This is a genomic window from Acinetobacter sp. PC34, from assembly GCF_051789135.1.
GTDB lineage: Bacteria > Pseudomonadota > Gammaproteobacteria > Pseudomonadales > Moraxellaceae > Acinetobacter > Acinetobacter johnsonii.
The window spans coordinates 94,160-111,525 of the sequence record NZ_CP196665.1 but is presented as its reverse complement, the minus strand read 5'-3'; the positions used below and the strand labels follow the sequence as shown (position 1 = coordinate 111,525).

Sequence of the window (17,366 nt, the reverse complement as noted above, 5' to 3'; positions counted from 1 at the left end):
TTAGAGTAATCTATGATGAAAATGTCACGTCGTGCATATGCGGAAATGTTCGGACCAACCGTAGGGGATCGTGTTCGTTTGGCGGATACGGAACTGTTTATTGAAGTCGAACAAGACCTGACCACTTATGGTGAAGAAGTTAAATTCGGTGGTGGTAAAGTCATTCGAGACGGCATGGGGCAATCCCAATTGTTGGCAGATGATGTTGCCGATACCGTCATTACCAATGCACTTATTGTCGATTGGTGGGGCATTGTGAAAGCCGATGTCGGTTTAAAGAATGGTCGTATCTGGAAAATTGGTAAGGCGGGAAATCCTGACATACAACCCAATATCACCATTCCGTTGGGAGCGGCCACGGAAGTGATTGCGGGGGAAGGTCAAATTCTAACTGCAGGCGGCATTGACACGCATATTCACTGGATTTGCCCGCAACAGGTAGAAACTGCACTCATGTCAGGTACAACCACTATGATTGGTGGCGGAACAGGTCCAGCAGCAGGGACATCCGCAACCACAGTGACACCGGGACCATGGCATATTGCGACCATGTTGCAAGCCATCGATGATTTACCTATGAATATTGGGCTATTGGGCAAAGGAAATTTGAGTTTGCCCGATCCTGTCCGCGAGCAGATTGAAGCAGGTGTGGTGGGTTTAAAACTGCATGAAGATTGGGGTTCAACCCCTGCTGCCATTGATAACTGTTTGACTGTCGCGGATGAATATGATGTGCAAGTCGCAATTCATACTGATACTTTAAACGAGAGCGGCTTTTTAGAAGAAACGTTGGCGGCATTTAAACAGCGTACCATTCACACCTATCATACTGAAGGTGCAGGTGGTGGTCATGCGCCTGATATTTTAAAAGCTATTGGTCAGGCCAACGTGTTGCCATCTTCAACCAATCCGACGCGCCCATATACGGTTAATACCATTGATGAGCATTTGGACATGCTGATGGTATGTCATCATTTAGATCCTGCGATTTCAGAAGATGTTGCATTTGCCGAAAGTCGAATTCGTCGTGAAACCATTGCCGCGGAAGATATTTTGCAAGATTTGGGCGCAATTTCCATGATGTCGTCTGATTCACAGGCAATGGGGCGTGTGGGCGAAGTGATTATTCGTACATGGCAAACCGCACATAAAATGAAAGTGCAGCGTGGACCGCTAGAAGGTGATACGCCACATACCGATAATCAGCGGGTTAAACGTTATATTGCGAAATATACAATTAATCCAGCCATTACCCACGGTTTGAGTCATGAAGTCGGCTCGGTCGAAGAAGGTAAGCTGGCAGACTTGGTGCTGTGGAAACCTGCATTTTTTGGTGTTAAACCTGCCATGATTATTAAAGGCGGTATGATTGCAGCAGCACCAATGGGGGATATTAATGCGTCCATTCCAACGCCGCAGCCTGTGCACTACCGTCCCATGTTTGGCGCAAATGCCCGCGGTGTGCATAACACCTGTATTACCTTCTTGTCTCAGGCAGGAATTAATAATGATGTAGCGGAAAAATTAGGTCTGAAGAAAATCATTTCTGCATGTAAAAACACACGTAATATTTCAAAAGCCGATATGAAGCACAACACCTATACACCAGTGATGGAAGTTGATTCGGAAATCTACGAAGTACGGGCAGATGGCATACATTTGACCTGTGAACCAGCAGAATTATTGCCAATGGCACAGCGTTATTTCTTGTTTTAATTAATTATCTTGCTTAAAAGCCAGCCAATTAATCTCTCACGAGTTTAAAGTCTTAAATCCATAACGTGAATAAACTCCTTTATGGATTTTTGGCTAATGATTCTATTTACTAAGCATGAGTATTTAGGATACCCAAACTAGTTTTAACTAACTGGCATGTCCTTTCAGGCTTTGTTGCACAAAGATTTTAAAATTAGAACAGCTCTAAGCTAATTAAAACGTAATCATTCGATGAATACCTTACTAGATTTCAGGCAGGTTTCCAGTTATGTGGCAGCAGCTCTCACCATTTTTTATGGCGATGGCTATCACTTAACCGTACCGAATTTGTCGGAAACTTATTTCAGCAAATTTCATACCTGAGTTGTCGATTAAATTTGAGTGGATTGCGATAGCTCAATTTTTTAAATCTTTATGCAACAAAGCCTTATGAACTTAACGTATCATGTACTAAAATTGTCTTATGTTCACCTGAAGTCTAGTTAATAAAACTTTTAATAATTTTATTTATTATTTTCAATAACTTATATAAATAAAAAAATAATTATAAATTTTTGGTTCATGAACCTAATGAATTTATTGATACTTTTATAAAATAGAGTTAATTTGTCCGAGAGATATGGGTAGATATCTATTTTTGGTCTTTTTAGTGATTAGAGATATGACCATTGTCATCAAATTTTAAGGAATTCCTTAAGTTTTTTTCTTATAATTCAATAAAATAATTTTGAATACTCAAAAATTAAATGTAATATAAGTCACATTATGAACCGTTAAGTGAAATACGTTTTGCTTAAACGAATGATTGAGTTAGATCATCTAAATGATGATCGTGCTAGAAGACTCAGGTTTTACACCAAAATATTTGGCAGACTTTATTTTAAATACAATCCTAAACTGAATATAAAAAACCTTCGGAGGGCTTATTTGGCCAAACTAACCATCAACCTGAAAAAACTAAATTCTTACGCTAAGTATTTTTTCTAAAAGACACCGTACATATAGCATTACTTTATGTTAATAAAAATTTAGCATCATTTTTGACGCTTATTTGTTGTATGTGCAAAAGCAAGACATTTTAAATAAAGAATCTTTTAATATGAAAGTTACATATCCAGAGACAGGTATATACGAGCACGAACTCAAAGCAATTGATAAGATTAAAAAGGTCTTTGATCGTGGCGAAAAAACTAAAAACTGGCGAGCATATGCTGGTTTTGAATTTATGCATAAAAATGGAAAAAAAGCAGTAGCGAAAGGTAGTTCTGAGAAATTTGAATATGATCTCCTAATTATTACTCATGCAAACATTTTGGTCATTGAATTCAAGGACTGGAACGGTAAGGAAATTACAAAAGTTGCAGGAAAATGGTACGTAGGTAATAAAGAGCAAGATTCATGCCCTGTAGCTAAAAATGTAAAAAAAATGCAAATTATAGTTAATAAACTAAAGGATAAAGTTTCAGAAAAGAAAGCTAAGGGCATTACATTTCATTACCAAAGTGTTTCTCACTTTGTTGTCATGTGTGGTAAAGCAGATTATTCGCGCCTGCCTCCAGAAGATTTAGAGCACATTCTTTCGATAGATGAGTTTATACAATTAGCTCAACAGAAGAATTTTAATAATATGTTCCGCAAGCATCTGGAACGTGATGGTCGCATATATGATATTAAAAAAGAATATCACGCCATTATTGATGAAATTTTTGCGCCTGACCAAATTCAACCACGCTCTTTGATTATTAATAATCATGAACGAGGTGACTTGATCTTACCGCATCCTAAAAAGATTTATAGCGAGTATAAAGCGCATTCATTGACCATCGTTGGTGAAAAATCTTTAATGCGTTGTTGGGATTTTAATGAATTCAAGTTGAGTAACTCAAGAATGAGTCAGCCTCAACATCGATTCAACTTGATCTGCAATGAGCGCCGGGTTTTCCAAAAAATTAAAACAGAAAAGCCTGATCTTTATCAAAGTTGTTTGCACCCGATTACAAACCCAAGTCTTGATGACATGACATCAAAATATAATGAGTTGTATGAGTTGCCTGAGAACAGCTATCGAGTCAACGAATTCATCGGCGCTTATGCTGAGAAAATGTCTGAATCTGAGAAATTGGATTTATTCCAGATTTTGCTTGGTAAATTTAATCACCTACATCAAATGGGAATTACTCATGGTGATGTGGGTGATCATAGTGTGTGGATCTCTTATAAAAAGGAGATATTGCTATCCAATTTTTCGGCAGCAAATGATCAAACACAGCCCTCGAAAATTGACCCTGAACTGGCTAACGAACTCCCATTTTTGAATACAACAGCTCATCTTCCGAATCTTGCGCTGACAGCTGCACAAAAGGATGTGTATTGGTTAGGGCAGTTAATCCTTCATATTTGGAAGAATGCTCGACTGAGCCCACGTTCATTGAAAAAATTTAGTCTTGAGGAGCGAGATCAGAACCACTGGTTAGAGCGTATTTTAACACGAGCTTTGACAGGGAAATATGATAATGCATGTGCAGTATTCCAAGATTTCTTAGCTCAAAAACCTGCTGAACAAGTTAGTTATGAACTTGATGCAGATGTACTGAATCCATATTTAAATCAGACAAATACCTATATCAGTTACCCGATATTTGGCGCGCCTATTGATGCTAACCAAAATTTTACACTCTATGCATCAGGCAACATGTTAGTCAAAACATGGATGGGTAAAGTTGCATCTGCAATGACAACTTATCAAAAGAGTTGTTTTAAGCGATTCTTTGAAGAACTTAAAATGACGCAGGCTCTCAATTTGCCATACCTTCCTAAGATTATTGATTTTGGTTTATCAACTAGCACAGCATGTGTGTATCTAGTAACTGAAATGGTAAAGGGTGAAGCTTGGTCAACGGTTATTGAGGGCTTAACTGAGGATGAAAAAAATGAACTTTCACTTCAGTTATTGCATTCTCTGAAAAAATTTCATGAGCATGGCTTTCAACATGGAAACTTGGATGATGAAAAGATTCTAGTAGATAAAACAAACTTGAAAGTTAGTTTTAATGATTGCTTCCATCCTGAAGTACCACAACCTGATTCTTCTAATGCTTATTTCCCATCTGATATTGAAGATCCAACAGTCATTCAGTGTGACAACTTTACTGCATTGAAATTAATCGCAGATCTATACGATATAGACTTGGCTGTGGATGATGTGGCTTCAATGGATCCTACTTTATCCTGGCTAAATACAGCCTTGAGCATAGAAGGAATGGAAGATCCAAGTGTACGCTATATTGATAATTCTCGCTTTATAGAGGCATTTGAATGTAAGGGTGCTATTGTAAAAGAAGCTCCTCAGATTAGTATTTATACAAGTAAGGTTGAGACGCCCTTTACGATTTATCCCGAAAACAGCAAAGTTTATATCCAACTTGAGGCAGCAAGTGAGGGGGATTTTCGATTTACACTTAGCGGAATCAATGGCATGTTAAAAGGGTTTTATAAGCCCCATGAAAATCAATTAAGTTTCCTTGATTTTGTCAAAAAACAAGACCTGTGGTGGAAGGCTAGTAGGGATGCAGATCTGACTATTGATGTTAGCATTGAAGTCCACCCGATATCTGGGATGAGTAAGCGTGACAACATTGTAGAGTTAAATGACTTCTTAGCAAAAGATCAAAACTTTAAGGATGCTATTGAACAGTTTAAGCAAGCACAGCTCAAAAGGACTCAAGAGAAAGAGGAAACATTACGGGCTCTGCGTGAACAAAAAGCATTACAAGAAGAGATAGGCGATGTTATAGCTACTGATGAGCTTATGGCACAGCCAATGAGTCATCTGCCTACACATAGCCACTTAATTGATATTGAAACGAAAGAGTTGTGGAAAAAAGTCATGGCGACTGAGCGTCATGCACATCCTACAATCACTCTGTCTGAGCCGTTAAAGATAGTTTCGAGCAAACATTTTAAAGATTCAAAGAGTGCTATTGCATACTATGACTCTGCAGAAGATGTTTCAGCTAAATTTTCAAAGACCGATAAAGTCGATGTAATGTGCACTAAAGAAACTGGGGCGGGAGGTGATTACACTTTCTGCATAGGTACGGTGAATATTGCGCAATCAAAAGTCGGAGAATTGTGGATCGATTTTTGTAAAAAAACAAATGAAGTTCCTGAAGAAGCAACACTGTTTCTACAAAGCAAGGCAGATAAGTCATCTAATCGGAAACGTGCAGATGCTCTGACAAATATTCTGAGTAATAAGGCTGTCATTGAAAATCTCGTAGATTACTTTGAACCATCATTAGTGATTGAAGCAAAAGATTATGAGATTGAAGTGCCTGATGAAGATCTAGATCACTATAACAAATACAAAAATGGGGAATTGGTTAAAGCCCTCAATCCATTACAACGTAAAGCGTTCCGTAATGTGCTTAAGTATGGACCTGTATCACTATTAAAGGGACCACCAGGAACCGGCAAAACTGAATTTATCTCTATACTGGCTCACTATCTCTATGATAAACAAAATGTATCTAACATCTTAATTGTTAGTCAGTCGCACGAAGCTGTAAATACAAGTGTTGAGCGTATACGTCAGCTATGCACAGAGTATGACACACCATTAAGTATTGCTCGAATAAGCAATAAAGAGAGTGCTGTGTCTCCTGAATTAAAAGATGTCTATACAGGCTCAATTATTACGAGCCAGATAGAGCTGTTTAAGTCTAATATTAAAGAAAGAGTGCTTGAGCTTGCAAAAGATTTATCACTTGAAGCTGAATACTTGAGCGATCTTTATGAAATCAGAGTCACTATTTTAAATAGTCTTAAATCTGCGTATCAGTCAATCGACCAAGATGATCTTGATCAAAAGTTTAGTTTCTCATTAGAAGAGTATACCCAGGCTTTCAAATCAGCAATGCATAAGCTGAAGAGCATGTTTGACGGAAATCAAGACTTTTGGGATCAACTGGAAGACTGTATCAATGATAAAGAGATAACAGTATTAAACCAGTTAAATAAGATCGACATGATTACGTTCGCAGCACTTAATCAATACTACGGGGTATCTAATGAGGAAGGACTTAAAGCGAAAGCCTTGATCAATATTGCCCTAGATTATGAACCATTAATTGAAAGCCAAAATGCTAATTATGAAAGTTTTCTGGTCAAAACAAGGCAATTAGTCTGTGGCACATGCGTTGGTGTTGGCCAACATAGTATTGGAATCGCCAATCACGTATTTGATTGGGTGATTATTGATGAAGCAGCACGTTCAATCGCTTCAGAATTGGCAATTGCAATGCAGTCAGGTGCACGTATTTTATTAGTTGGGGATCAAGACCAACTTCCTCCACTATATTCGAGCGATCATATAAAGGCTTTAGCTAAGCAACTTAAGATATCAGATGATGATTTGGAAGATAAATTACAAAGCGACTTTGGCCGTATCTTTAATTCACATTATGGACTAAAGGCTAGTTCAGAACTCTTGTCACAGTACCGAATGAGTCCGAGCATCGGCGAATTAGTTTCAGACTGTTTTTATGAAGGAAAACTTGAAACTGAAGTTGTCGATTCTCGTGGTTTAAGTGATGAAGAGCTGAAAGAAATTAAGTTAAAGCGGATTGTGCCTGATAACTATGCATCCGACATCGTAATAGAATTGAATTCAACAGTTACTTGGGTGGATACTGGGAATGCTGAGCATTTCAAAATGGAGAAAGGTAGTAGTATTTATAACCCACATGAAATTAATGAAATTATCGATTTTCTTCAGCGGATTGACCAAGACAAACTCTTGTTAAATAAATTAGTGCCAGAGCCTGATTCCCTTAAAGAGCCTGCTATTGGTGTAATTTGTACCTATGCTGAGCAAAAAAACCGGTTAAGAAAAGCCTTCTCTTTGTGTGAAGTGTCAGATGCATTGAGATCAATTGTGCGTATTGATACGGTGGATAGTTATCAAGGTAAACAGAATAAGATCATCATTCTCTCAGTTACGCGAAATGATCCAACTAAGTTTCCTGCATTTTTGAAGTCACCAAATCGTGTGAACGTGGCTTTATCTCGCGCAATGGATCGTCTTGTAATCTTTGGTGCGTCAGAAATGTGGCAAGGAGTCAACAGTAACTTACCTTTAGGACGCGTATTAAATTACATCAAGTGCCGTGAAAATCAGACTTTAGAATATCGATATATTTCAAAACGCGCCATTGTCAAAATAGTACAAAACAATCCGCACATTAATAAAAATAGATCAAAAAAATATAGAAAGGCAGGGGTATAACTCATGGAAAATTCACTAAGAAGCTATCATGACGTAGATGTTACATTGCCATCACAACTATTCAATGTGGCATTTAGCTATACCACAACAGATACCTTAGATTTTATTGATTCTATGGTATTGCGCCTATTGGTAATTGCACCACTTTCTGCTGAAAAAATAGCGCGGTTCTTAGGGTTATCTAATCATGAAACAGATGTGCTATTAACTAAATTATTAAAACAAATGCAGATAAAACATCTTGAAGATGATCGATTTGCTCTGACTCAGCGACTTGAGAAAGCATTCTCGGATGTTTGTGCAATTCCTTATGTAAATAAGATTGAGGACAATATTCAAAAGATGAGTTTTGAGATGATTGGCTTGAATCCTGAGCCAGTTAATCCCAACGCATCTGACAATGGGGCAAATTCAATTAAATTAGATGCTTCTAACCAATACCTTTCAAATGGTGAGTCTTTGGTTAGTAAGGAGTTTCAGAAAAATTTTCGATTTTATTTCAGCCAAGGATTAGTTAAGTTGAATCCATCAGTGGATGAAAAGAAGCTGCAACTGTATAAAATGAGCCAAGTGGAAAAATTGCGAGACCATTCTCGTCGTTTTACATTACCATTGACGCTTGATGAGAATTATACACCTACAGAGATTAGTGATTTTAATCACATGGAAAATCTTAACAAAATCGAAGATTCTCTTTACGCTGCTCTTAGATCAGCTAAGAAGCCACAAAATATTGAGGATATTCTAAAGGTACTCCATGAATTAGATATGGAGGATACTTTTTCAGTTGAATCTATTTTTAGCGAGAATAAGCTTAATTTAGATCGCTTATTTAAGCTAGAACACAAATCCAATGAATACTTTATCGGGCCAATATATTCTAAGGAAAATTCAGACCTGTTTTTCAAAACAATCAAACAATATCAAGACCAGAATAATGATGATAAACAGCTGTATTGGTTAGCTCCATCAGATGAATTTTGGGGTAAGTCAGATAGATTTAGTGATTTTATTGATCGTTTATCGACAACCACAATTACCAAAAACTTTAAATGCTTCTTACCAGTGGCATACAGAAATGATAAACAATCAATCGCAAGTTATAAAAAACTAATCACAGCTGAGGCAGGAGCCAAGCACTTTCTAACGTTTAAGGAAAGTAGTGTAGTTTTTGACGGTAATTTTGAGCTTTTGGTTATGAAAGACTCTTTTTGTGTTTTGATTATTCACGTTAGTGATTCATCCACAAATATTTTAACAACAGTGCCTGTGGGTATTATTGTCAAAAATAAGGCTATTGCCCAATCGTTTTATAAGTTTTTTGAAGACTTAGAGAACGATGGAGAGAACTTCTTTGGTTTATTAAATTCTAAAAAATAGAATAATCATCTTAAAAAGCTAGCAGATTTGCTAGCTTTTTTAAACTCAAATTAGAGTAAGCGTCCGCTGAACACACCTTATGAATTCATCCTATAAGCCTTAATTTAGTCCCCACTTAAAAACAAGTGGGGACTAAAATTTATGACTACAAATAACCAGACATCCATCGCATCTCTTGCGAAAAAACGAAGAACATACAGTGCTGAATTTAAACAGCAGATCGTTCAGGCTTGTAAAGCACCGGACGTTTCAATTGCTTCGGTCGCTTTGCAACATGGATTGAATACAAATCTTGTATCCAAATGGATTCGCTTAATTGATGCTAAGCCAGGGAATGATCGCTCACCACTACCGAATAAACCTGCATTTATTGCCTTATCCTGCTCTGCACCATTAGATCCTACTCCTACTGACATATTAACGGTTCAAATTACTTTACCCCACTCAAAAGCAGAAATTGGCTTGAAATGGCAAGTATCAAAAATATCTGCTTTAGCAGAATTACTCAAGGCACTGGCAACATGATCCGTATCGATGAAATCTGGTTGTCTACCCAGCCCATGGACATGCGAGCAGGAATGGATACGGCCATGGCTCAGGTGGTGAGAGCCTTTGGCTACATCAAACCGCATTGTGCTTACCTGTTCTGTAATAAACGTGGCCATCGCATGAAAGTACTGGTGCATGATGGACTGGGGATCTGGCTGTGTGCCCGGCGGCTGGAACAGGGCAAATTTCACTGGGCTAAAGTTCACCAGGGTGAAAGCGTAGCCCTCAGCCCGGAACAGTTACAGGCACTGATCCAGGGTTTGCCCTGGCAGCGCATTGGACAACAGCAGGTAGTGACGATGCTCTAAACCAGGCTGCTACATTCTGCTATTCTCCAAACGTTCTATTTCCTCTGCGTCATGACCTCAGGCATACTGCGGTCATGAATACGCTGCCTGACTTAAGCCAACTGACCCATGAACAACTGCTGGAATTTACCAGACAGTTGGCAATGCAGCATCAACAACTCGCAGAAGATAACCAACAATTAGATACCAAAGTTCAGCATCTTGAAGCATGCAACCAACATCTTTCCATTCTCAATCAAAAATACGAGCATGAACTGGCGCTGTTTAAAAAGCACAAATTCGGCAGTAAAAACGAACATCTCACCGCAAAACAAATCCATCTCTGGGATGAAGCGGTCGAAGAAGATATTGCAGCCGTTGATCTAGAATTAGAACGATTAAATGCAGATAAAACCGATGCAGCGACACAGAAAGCCACAGTCAACAAACCTAAACGTCGACTGCTACCCGATCATCTACACACCATCCGTATTGAGCATGAACCTGCATCAACCCAATGCAGTTGTGGCTGCCAGTTACGTCGTATCGGCGAAGATATCAGTGAAAAACTGCATTTCAGACCGGCACAGTTCTATAAGGAACAGCATGTACGTGGCAAATGGGTCTGTGATCAGTGTGACACCCTGACTCAGCAAGCGATGCCCGCCTATGTGATTGATAAAGGTATTGCCAGTCCTGAACTGCTCAGCCATGTGCTGGTATCGAAGTATGCCGATCATTTGCCGCTGTACCGTCAGCGCCTGATCTATCAGCGGGCGGGCATTGATCTGTCCAGATCCACGTTATCTGACTGGATTGGTCGCTGCGGTGTAGAACTGGAACCTCTGGCCAATGCCTTAAAACAGGTGATGCTGCAACAGCGGGTGATCCATGCCGATGAAACGCCGGTCACCATTATGCGGATGGGTGAGAATGAGAAAAAACCGAAGAAAGGTTATGTCTGGGCCTATGCCACCACACAGTACAATCCAGTTCAGGCAGTGATCTATGACTTTCAGGATAGTCGTTCAGGTCAGCATGCTGAAGCGTTCCTGAATGGCTGGCAGGGTCATCTGGTCTGTGACGATTACAGTGGTTATAAAGCACGCTTTAAATCAGGCCAGGTCATTGAGGTGGGCTGCATGGCGCATGCACGTCGTAAATTCCATGAGCTACATGTGACTGGGAAAAGTCAGATCGCTGAACAGGCATTACTGATGATTCAGAAACTGTATGCGATAGAAGCAGAACTCAGGAAAAAGACCGATAGTACAGCAGAACACCGCCGCGAATACCGACAACAGCACAGCCAACCGGTGATGCAACAACTGTATGAATGGCTCAACCAACATTATCTGACGGTGCCATCGAGTTCTCCAACCGCCAAGGCCATCAATTACAGTTTTAAGCGTTGGCCAGCTTTAAGCCGCTATCTGGATGATGGCAATCTACCCATTGACAATAACTGGGCAGAGAACTCAATGCGCCCCTGGGCCTTGGGACGAAAGAACTGGCTATTTGCAGGTTCGCTGCGCAGTGGTCAACGAGCAGCCAATATCATGACTTTAATCCAGTCAGCAAAGCTGAATGGGCTGGATCCGTATGCCTATTTAAGTGATGTGCTGAAAAGGCTGCCGACACATAAAGCGACCCAAATAGAAGAATTACTGCCACATCGCTGGAAATCCAACTCAAATTAAAAAATAGGCATGGGGTTCAGCGGACGCTTACAAATTAGAGTGGCAACAATCCAGACCAGACATTTCTACTTTGAAGTGGCTTTGTTGCACAAAGATTTGAAATGCAAAGCGCCCCTAATTGAGCCAAATTTAAGGCGTAACTTGGGTAAGTGGTCGACCTAATTCCGTAAATCTGTTAAGGACTGCTACACGTGCATGGATCTCATTCACTTGGCTATCAAAACTCCTTGCACTGAGTTTATCTCCTAATAATTTGATGCAATGCATCTTAGTTTCAACCAAACTTCGCCGATGATAGCCTGACCATTTTTTCCATAGTGTCCTGCCTAAACGTTTAATTGTTCGAAGTAATTCATTTCGCTCTAGCGAGCTACTCTTTGTATCTTTCCATTTTTTCTAGGTGGAATCACCGCATGCGCTTGCCGATCTGCAATGACCTGACGGCATTGCTTGGTGTCATAAGCCCCATCGGTATAAACAGAGTCAATCCGCTCATCTTGTGGAATCTGATTAAGTAAATCACCAAGCACCTGTGAATCACTGACATTATTGGTTGTAAGCTGAACTGCTCGTATTTGTAGGGTTTTAGCATCTATACCAATATGAAGTTTACGCCATTGGCGACGATATTCAGGTCCATGTTTCTTGCGTTTCCATTCGCCCTCACCTAGAAACTTCATGCCTGTAGAGTCCATGAGTAGATGCAGCCCATCGCTACTTTTTTGGTAGCTGATTACAATATCAATATGCTTTTGTCTTCTACAAAGCGTGGTGTAATCTGGAGCTATCCAATTTAATCCGCAAAGTTTAATCAGACTTTGCACAAAGCCAGTGACCATACGTAAAGACAGACGGAATAAGGATTTAATCATTAAGCAGCATTGGATGGCTGCGTCGGAGTAGATTTGATTTCGCCCTTGTTTGCCTTTTGATGGAGCATATCATTGCGTAGCAGGATCAAACCAAATGGCAATATTTCCTCGACTCATGAGTGCTCGGTTATATGCGGGCCAATTGGTTGTGCGGTAGATTTTGTGTGTAGGCTTCTTCATTTGAAAATTATATCGCTGAAAAACCCTTTACAGATAGGTTTGTGCAACAAAGCCATTCAGAATTGAAATAGAAAAATTTAAAAATAAATAACTTGGAAATAGATTTTATGATAAAATTCAATCAGCTATATTAATTTCTACACTTATGTCTGCACTACAAAAAATTAATGAAGATATGATAGTGAATCTTCCTAAGGGTGATTTACACGTTCATTTAAATGGAGCTATTCCAACAAATTTAGTTAAGGAATTATTAGCAAAAAATACAAATGGAATTCCCTCAAATTTTGATATTAATAAAGATTTAAATATTCTCGAACCACAAAAAAATCTGCAAGATTATTTAAAACCATGGAAAGTCTTAAATTTAATACCTAGATCGCAGAGTGATTTAAATAAAATAGTATTACAAACATTTTTTAGTTTAAAACGGCTTTGTTGTATAAACATTCTTCAAGATACTGATTTTTAAGGATTTGTTTAAATTTTAATCCAAAAATAAATTAAACAAAATCATAGTCTTAGATATTTATGCAACAAAGCCCCATTAGAGCTAAACTCCATTTACTAATGTCATATTTAAATCTAATGGTATGAAAGTACTATCAAATATACTGTTTAAATTACAGCGATTTCATTCTTGCTTCCATTATTTCGAATTTGAAGTCTTGGAACCATTGAATTATTTAAGTAATCATAAATAACCATTTCAGGATGATGCAGATCAAATGCTTGTCCAAACCATATACAAGCAGCATTGGATGCACATGGTAAGACATGAATTTTGGTAATTCCTTTATCTGTTAGACTATGAAATAACGCATGAATATCTTGCATGAAACTTAGTCCTCGTTCAGGATTTCTTATTGCTCCATTCCCCATATATTCTGGTTTAGCAGTAATATTAATTACCGGATGTCCTAATTCAACAGCCTTATTTTTAGAGGTTTCTGGATCAGCAGTGAGATTCAATCTAATAGTAATTTCAGTACAATCTTCTATTTCACTGAAATTATTAATTTCATACGCTTTGGTTGTACATATAAGATCAGGCCACATCCAACAACTTCCATCCCTATACATAAGCATAGGTATAAATTTCCCTTTATTTCCTAATTTACTTCCTAATGCTATTAGGCATGGCATAGGGCCGAAGCCAAAAATAGCTACTCTCTTATCATCAAATTTAGTTTCCCTAAGTAATTGTTCTGTTTGAACTTCAAATTCTTCTAAAAAATACTTTTTATAGAACTCATCAGCTGAAGCTCTTAAATGAGCTGGTAATGGTTCATGAATTAGTGTCTTATCTTTATGCAAAATAGATTTTAATGGGAGAAGGCAGCTTGCAATATCACGTCGTGAAGGAGACTGAGGAATATTGCGATTCACGGGCCAGAAAAATAAATACACTGGCATAGGAGTAAAGCTTAAAGAATCTAATAAATCTTCGCATTGTGCTGTGAAATTACTTCTCATTTGCGAGAGTCTTGAAGCTGTATATTCTGCGCCAGCAACTTTATCAATTAACCTATGATGTTTTTCACATAATAATAAAATATTCGTTGGATCATCTGATAGTTGATATGAGAAGAAGGGGATACCGCGAGTAGAATTTTCTGATGCTGCAACATTATGAGCTAAAACGCCATATGTACCTTCAAATCCAGTTATTTCATCTATGTTTAATTTTGCACCACATCCTTTAAACATACATCGGCCATGACTTGAGAGATAAATCTGGTTTTTATCTTTTTCAGATAAATCGTTACCCCTACCTGTAAGATGCTCAAAATCAAAAATTCTTTTTATGAAATATTCTAATTGGTTTACAGGGTTTGGTTTTTGTTTAGGAATCTTTCTAGGAACAAAATCTACATCTTTAACTTCGCTCTCTTGAGAGGAGGTTAAATTCCATGTTTCTTTTAACTTTTCAAAATCATGTAGAGTGTGGGCATCAATTATGTGACCTTGAAGAAAGCGTGCATAAATGGAAATTTTTTTGGCAAGCAATCTTCGGACAAAAGTTAAAGTATCATCATAATTGAGAATTATACGGAAAAAACTTTCAGGGCTTTTATTTTTCAATAAGACAAAAATTATATTTTTACGTTCTTCATCAACTAATACACCTAATGAATCTATACAAATATGCTTTAAAATTTCTTCTATATATTTATTTGCATTTGATAAATCATCTATTGCTGATAAAGAAGTCTGTAAACTTAGGGATGGGTCTAGTTGCATTTTCAATTTAACTCAATATAACCTAACAGTTTGATTTTAAAATTTTTTCTACCAATCCAGATTCCAGTTTTTACTCTTCCGATTATTAAATATAAAACTGGGTCATTAAGATTGGTAATGCCATTTAGAACAGTATCTATATCCCTTAAATCGGTTGGAGAGGGTGTTGGTACATCTTCAGGATGTGTATGCCATAGGCCTTGAAAATTATAGAATTTTTTAGATTCGTTCCAAGCTTGTATTAAAGCATATTGGTGGGACTTTGACCTAAAGAAAGACATACGTGTTTGACAGTCTCCTTCCATAGGAGAGGTAAAGCTTTCAATGATTTTAGCTTTAGTTTCTATGTCTGTTCTTCCAATTAGAATGCCACCCGATTCTGGAGAATCTGATTCTAATTGTATAAATTGCTTTAAACTCTTTAAAACATTTGCTTGAATAATAAAGACTTGGCCTGTAGGTGTGTCACATTTAATCCTCCCTTGAGTTATGTATTGCAACATGGGCATACTTCTTTATAAATTTCTTTTAAATTCAATATATTAATTCCATTTGAATTATTTACTGAATTATAAAAAGGGGTAGTAATTATTCCATTTTTATTTGCATTCTGATTGTCGCCAGAAATAGAAACAAATCCTAATTGTTGATTCAGGACATATTCAGAAATATAGCTTGCTAGCTTCATGCAATTTAAAGAAGAGAAGGGGGTAAATGCACCAGCACACCCTGTAATATTTTTAGCAATTAGCTGTCCAGATTGTACATATTTATACATAGGGGTAAGACTTTTATTTGATTTTTCATCAAAATATAAGCAGTTTAAACATCCTACATGTTTATTATTGAAAGAAATAAAATGTCCACCTAAATCATAAGGTTCTAACCAGCCTATTATTACTTGAATGTTTGCACTTATTTCATAAATAGTTTTTACGAGAGAAATCTCAGTAGGAGTATGGCCAATTGCTATGATGATAGTATCAATATCTTCAGTAATTTTTGATTTTATCCAGCTTTCACCATGGCTTACGAATGGAAAAATAGTTAATCCGGGCCTTTCTATTAAAAACTTATTAGCTAAAGAAGTAGATTTATAGGTATTAACATACTGCAAACCTAAAGAATGACGATAAATATTATCTGTTTTTAAAAGCTCTGGATCTATGAAAGAAAATTTATTTACGCCTGTTTGAGCTAATATCTCTGCAATCTTTGAGCCTAAAGCCCCACATCCGATAATCGCTATATGTCTTGTTTTTTTCTCTTGCCCCGTTCTATTTAATAAATAATCTATCCACGCTCTTTGTGTTAAAGAGACTTTAAAGCCTTTGAAGGATACTTTTTCTTTGAAAGAATACCAAATGGCATAATAAAAAATCACATAAGCAAATCCATGTTCATTTGGAATTCCCACTAGGGCATAATGATTGCCTTGTTTTAACAAAGATCGTTTGTTCTCATTAGAGAGGGTATTAACAATTTTTAGAAAATAGTCCTCATTAAAATAATCTCCTATATCTGGTATGGGGAAAACAGAAGCATCTTCTAATAATATCTTATGAATTTTTACTTTTGTGAGCTGGTTGTGGTTTATGTAAGAACTATCGCCATCATCAATATGCTCTAATATTTGATGATTCCCTTTTGATGATTTTCTTAACCAACCATATAAATTAAATGTAGAAGTAGGGTCGCAATGTAATATTACATCCTCATTTATATTTTGAGTGCTGCCTAAATATCCTTCTAGTTCGTTATACAAGCTTACTCGGTTGTTTAATTGAAAATTAATAAAAGATTGCTTGAGTATATCTATAGCCCTTTCAAAGAATTCAGTAATAAGTTTTTTATGTCTATAGCCTTCAAAGTTTTCACCTTGATGATCCGTAGTACAAATTTCCCCACTTTGACTCACATGATCTAAGGCAGACATTGGTCGTGTCAATATTCTAAAAATGGGAGGTATCGTCCAATTAGCTCTATTTTGAAAAATTAGACCAAGGCAAACCTGTTGTGTATTAATGAGAAAATCAAATTTTAGATTAACCCAATCCTTAGTAATAGAAGTGACATGGATATTTTGAGCTCCATGTTCACTTAATAGCTTTTCAATATTGTCTAACTTTGGGTTATCAAAAAACATTGAGTT

The 17,366-nt window shown here is 37.4% G+C and carries 10 protein-coding genes and 1 pseudogene; 7 read left to right on the top strand and 4 right to left on the bottom strand.

Annotated elements, in window-relative coordinates:
• Window positions 1-15 precede the first annotated feature (15 nt).
• From ureC to tnpC, 6 genes are all read left to right on the top strand, one after another.
• Window positions 16-1,716, top strand: coding sequence for an urease subunit alpha (ureC, locus tag ACSC9N_RS17545; RefSeq protein WP_395474870.1), 1,701 nt, complete (start codon window positions 16-18; stop codon window positions 1,714-1,716).
• A gap of 1,060 nt (window positions 1,717-2,776) precedes the next feature.
• Window positions 2,777-8,002, top strand: a complete 5,226-nt coding sequence (locus ACSC9N_RS17540; protein WP_308957383.1) for an AAA domain-containing protein — start codon at window positions 2,777-2,779, stop codon at window positions 8,000-8,002.
• Between the two features lie 3 nt (window positions 8,003-8,005).
• Window positions 8,006-9,382: a hypothetical protein gene (locus ACSC9N_RS17535; protein WP_005005738.1), complete on the top strand. Its 1,377-nt coding sequence runs from the start codon at window positions 8,006-8,008 to the stop codon at window positions 9,380-9,382.
• A gap of 141 nt (window positions 9,383-9,523) precedes the next feature.
• On the top strand, window positions 9,524-9,907 hold the full coding sequence (gene tnpA, locus ACSC9N_RS17530) for an IS66-like element accessory protein TnpA (RefSeq protein WP_098733097.1): 384 nt from the start codon (window positions 9,524-9,526) through the stop codon (window positions 9,905-9,907).
• On the top strand, window positions 9,904-10,239 hold the full coding sequence (tnpB, locus tag ACSC9N_RS17525; protein WP_004282310.1) for an IS66 family insertion sequence element accessory protein TnpB: 336 nt from the start codon (window positions 9,904-9,906) through the stop codon (window positions 10,237-10,239). Before tnpA ends, tnpB begins: the two co-directional genes overlap by 4 nt.
• A gap of 74 nt (window positions 10,240-10,313) precedes the next feature.
• Complete coding sequence (tnpC, locus tag ACSC9N_RS17520) at window positions 10,314-11,918, top strand: IS66 family transposase (protein ID WP_004835366.1); 1,605 nt, start codon at window positions 10,314-10,316, stop codon at window positions 11,916-11,918.
• A gap of 129 nt (window positions 11,919-12,047) precedes the next feature.
• On the opposite strand, the pseudogene ACSC9N_RS17515 reads toward tnpC, so the two are convergent.
• Window positions 12,048-12,970: pseudogene (locus tag ACSC9N_RS17515) on the bottom strand (IS5 family transposase).
• Between the two features lie 145 nt (window positions 12,971-13,115).
• On the opposite strand from ACSC9N_RS17515, the gene ACSC9N_RS17510 reads away from it, so the two are divergent.
• A complete protein-coding gene (locus ACSC9N_RS17510) occupies window positions 13,116-13,442 on the top strand; it encodes a hypothetical protein (RefSeq protein ID WP_005028412.1) in 327 nt (108 codons plus the stop codon).
• A 146-nt stretch (window positions 13,443-13,588) separates the two neighbouring features.
• Here ACSC9N_RS17510 and ACSC9N_RS17505 read toward each other — a convergent pair whose 3' ends face one another.
• Genes ACSC9N_RS17505 through ACSC9N_RS17495 form a run of 3 tightly spaced genes read right to left on the bottom strand, consistent with a single transcriptional unit; the run spans window position 13,589 to window position 17,360 of the window.
• Entirely contained in the window at window positions 13,589-15,214 is a 1,626-nt protein-coding gene (locus ACSC9N_RS17505; RefSeq protein WP_005006366.1) for an SAVED domain-containing protein, read from the bottom strand.
• A gap of 2 nt (window positions 15,215-15,216) precedes the next feature.
• Window positions 15,217-15,717: a Mov34/MPN/PAD-1 family protein gene (locus ACSC9N_RS17500; protein WP_005006362.1), complete on the bottom strand. Its 501-nt coding sequence runs from the start codon at window positions 15,715-15,717 to the stop codon at window positions 15,217-15,219.
• Window positions 15,702-17,360: a ThiF family adenylyltransferase gene (locus ACSC9N_RS17495; RefSeq protein WP_439036155.1), complete on the bottom strand. Its 1,659-nt coding sequence runs from the start codon at window positions 17,358-17,360 to the stop codon at window positions 15,702-15,704. Before ACSC9N_RS17495 ends, ACSC9N_RS17500 begins: the two co-directional genes overlap by 16 nt.
• Window positions 17,361-17,366 lie beyond the last annotated feature (6 nt).

Coding starts and splice junctions, on each gene's coding strand:
- ACSC9N_RS17495 (WP_439036155.1), bottom strand. CDS start 17,360: ATGTTTTTTGATAACCCAAAGTTAGACAATATTGAAAAGCTATTAAGT.
- ACSC9N_RS17510 (WP_005028412.1), top strand. CDS start 13,116: ATGTCTGCACTACAAAAAATTAATGAAGATATGATAGTGAATCTTCCT.
- ACSC9N_RS17500 (WP_005006362.1), bottom strand. CDS start 15,717: ATGTTGCAATACATAACTCAAGGGAGGATTAAATGTGACACACCTACA.
- ureC (WP_395474870.1), top strand. CDS start 16: ATGAAAATGTCACGTCGTGCATATGCGGAAATGTTCGGACCAACCGTA.
- ACSC9N_RS17535 (WP_005005738.1), top strand. CDS start 8,006: ATGGAAAATTCACTAAGAAGCTATCATGACGTAGATGTTACATTGCCA.
- tnpB (WP_004282310.1), top strand. CDS start 9,904: ATGATCCGTATCGATGAAATCTGGTTGTCTACCCAGCCCATGGACATG.
- tnpA (WP_098733097.1), top strand. CDS start 9,524: ATGACTACAAATAACCAGACATCCATCGCATCTCTTGCGAAAAAACGA.
- tnpC (WP_004835366.1), top strand. CDS start 10,314: ATGAATACGCTGCCTGACTTAAGCCAACTGACCCATGAACAACTGCTG.
- ACSC9N_RS17505 (WP_005006366.1), bottom strand. CDS start 15,214: ATGCAACTAGACCCATCCCTAAGTTTACAGACTTCTTTATCAGCAATA.